Here is a 2,341-nt window from a genome sequence, read left to right as displayed (position 1 = left end):
CTGGGTCGCGGGATTCGACGTGCTGTATGCGATGATGGACCGCGACTTCGACCTGCGCGAAGACGTGCGCTCGATTCCGGCGCGCTTCGGGGAATCGGCCGGCCGCCGATTGCCCGAGCTGCTGCATGCACTGGTCGTGGTGGCGCTCGGCTTGGTCGGCCTGGTGGCTGCGGTGCACCCGCTGTACTATCTCGGCGTCTTGTTCGCCGCGTTGCTGCTCGCGTACGAGTTCGTGCTGATCGCCCGGCAGCGTGACGTTTTCGCGCTCAATCACGCGATCTTCAATGCCAACATGCTGTTTTCGGTAGCATTCTTCGTGACCACGGCGGCATCGTTCTATGCCGCCAGCAGACTCTAAGAGCCGCCCGTGAAAAAAAGGAAGATCATGCCGCTAGTCCGCCGCGTTCAAGCCCTCTTGCTCACCGCGCTGTTCGCCGCCGCGGCGCTGCTGTCGTCGCCGCAACGCACCAACGCCGATTTTCCGCCGTACGCCAAGGTCGTCGGCATCGCGGTCGTGGCGCCGTTGTCCGGACCGGAGAAGAACCTCGGCTTGGATCTGTCCGCCGGGGTGAAGGCGGCGATCGACGACTACAACGCGCAACGCGGGCTGACCGATTACGTCTACTCCTACGCGAGCTTCGACGACCAAGGCGACCCGGGCATCGCGCAGCAGCAAGCGCAGTTCGCGCTGGTCGATCCGAACGTCGCGTTCGTCATCGGCCATCTCGGCGGCCAAGAGACGCTGCTGGCCGAGAACGTCTACCACGAACAAGGCGTGCCGCTCATCATCCCGATGTCATCCATCGCGCGCCTGACGCAGATGGGCTACGACAACGTCTTTCGGCTGTGCACCTCGGACACGGCCGAAGGCCAGCTCGACGCGCGCTACGCGGAGCGCACGCTGAAGGCCAAAAAGACGGCCGTGCTCTGGCTGCAGGACGACTTCGGCGCCGACACGGCGACCGGGTTCATGAACTACGTCTCAGCGGCCAATCAGATGAAAGCGCAAGACTTTCCGATCGATCTCGACATGAAGACCCTTGGCGCGACCATCACCAAAGCCATGGCGTACGCGCCCGACCTCGTGTACGTGTCGGGCCGCTCGGACGATCTCGTCAAAGTGTTGCGCGCGCTGCATGCAGCCGGCAACAGCGCACCGATCCTCGCGAGCAGCGGCCTCTATGACGATGCCGCGATGAAATCGCTCAAAGACCTCGCGCAAGGGGTTGAAGTGAGCACCTGCGTGCCTCCCATCCAGCTCATGCCCAGCGTCGCGGTGTTCCAGCGCCGCTACGAGTCGCAGCACGGGCGGCTGACCGCCTTATCGCTCTTCGGCTATGCGGCAGCCCAAGTGGCGATCAGCGCGGCGCAAGACGCCGGCACCACCGACAAGCGCATCCTGATCAGGAAGCTTTCGACCGGGCTGTTCCAGACGATCATCGGGCCCGTGAGCTTCCGCACGGGCGGCGACCCGAGCGAGCCCGATGTGTATTTCTACCGCTACGATACGACAAACGGCTTCCGTTACGAAGCCGCTGCCTTTCCCAATCCGCTGATCCTGCGTTAGCGTTAACGCTTTTTCGCAACCGCCTTCTTCATGCCGGGGCCGCTGCCGTCGGCGATGGTGACATCGGCAAAACCGGCTGCCTGGAGCATCGCGCGCACTTCGTCTTCGCCGTAAAAGCGCCGGCAGCGCGCGAATTCCCGCATGTGGCCATCGGCAGGCACGACGTAGGAGCGCAGGCTCTCGGATTTGGAATCCGCGTCGTAGAGCCGCTCGTCGAGTTGCAAGTGCGAGCCCTCGACGAACAGCGATGTCTCTGCCTGCACGAAACGCCAGCTGCGCACGTCGTTCGGACTGACCGCTGCCGCATCGGCGAATTCGACGACGAACGTGCCGCCCGGGACCAACGCCCGCTCGACGCGCCCGATCAGGTCTTTGGCATCGTTCGGGCTGAAATCCGACAAACCGCCGCAGGTGAGGTAGGCCGCATCGTACGCGTCTTCAAATGAAATGCTCAGCACGTCGACCTGGCGGTAGTCGACGTTCAAGCCGAGATTGCGCGACGTCTCGCGCGCGAGGGAAATCGATCCGGGTCCGATGTCGATGCCGGTCATCTTGCAACCGCGCAGCGCCATCGCGATGGCGTGGCGGCCGTTGCCGGAGCAGAGATCGAGCACGCGCGCTTTGGGCTTGACATTGAGCAGGGTGATGAGGTCGTCGACTTCTTCACCGGTCTCTTTCATGCCGTAGAGCTCTTGGTAGTTCGCCCGCCGCACGTAGCGGGTGGAAAATTCTTCGTCGCCCCACGGATAGGTGGTGACATCGACCCACGGTTTG

The 2,341-nt window shown here is 63.5% G+C and carries 3 protein-coding genes; 2 read left to right on the top strand and 1 reads right to left on the bottom strand.

The window, feature by feature from the left end; translation table 11 throughout:
• Together VKT51_09720 and VKT51_09715 are read left to right on the top strand one after the other, a co-directional pair.
• The coding region (locus VKT51_09720; protein HLJ84436.1) for a UbiA family prenyltransferase at window positions 1-358 on the top strand (358 nt) is incomplete at its 5' end.
• A gap of 27 nt (window positions 359-385) precedes the next feature.
• Window positions 386-1,567, top strand: a complete 1,182-nt coding sequence (locus tag VKT51_09715; protein HLJ84435.1) for a branched-chain amino acid ABC transporter substrate-binding protein — start codon at window positions 386-388, stop codon at window positions 1,565-1,567.
• 2 nt (window positions 1,568-1,569) lie between these two features.
• On the opposite strand, the gene VKT51_09710 is transcribed toward VKT51_09715, so the two are convergent.
• Window positions 1,570-2,341: methyltransferase domain-containing protein (locus tag VKT51_09710; GenBank protein HLJ84434.1), on the bottom strand; the 772-nt coding region annotated here is incomplete at its 5' end.

The sequence above is a fragment of the Candidatus Eremiobacteraceae bacterium genome, assembly GCA_035295225.1.
In the GTDB taxonomy this organism is placed as follows: Bacteria; Vulcanimicrobiota; Vulcanimicrobiia; order Eremiobacterales; family Eremiobacteraceae; genus JABCYQ01.
The sequence above is the reverse complement of the archived record's forward strand: the minus strand, read 5'-3'. Positions and strand labels throughout refer to the sequence as shown.

Coding starts and splice junctions, on each gene's coding strand:
- VKT51_09715 (HLJ84435.1), top strand. CDS start 386: ATGCCGCTAGTCCGCCGCGTTCAAGCCCTCTTGCTCACCGCGCTGTTC.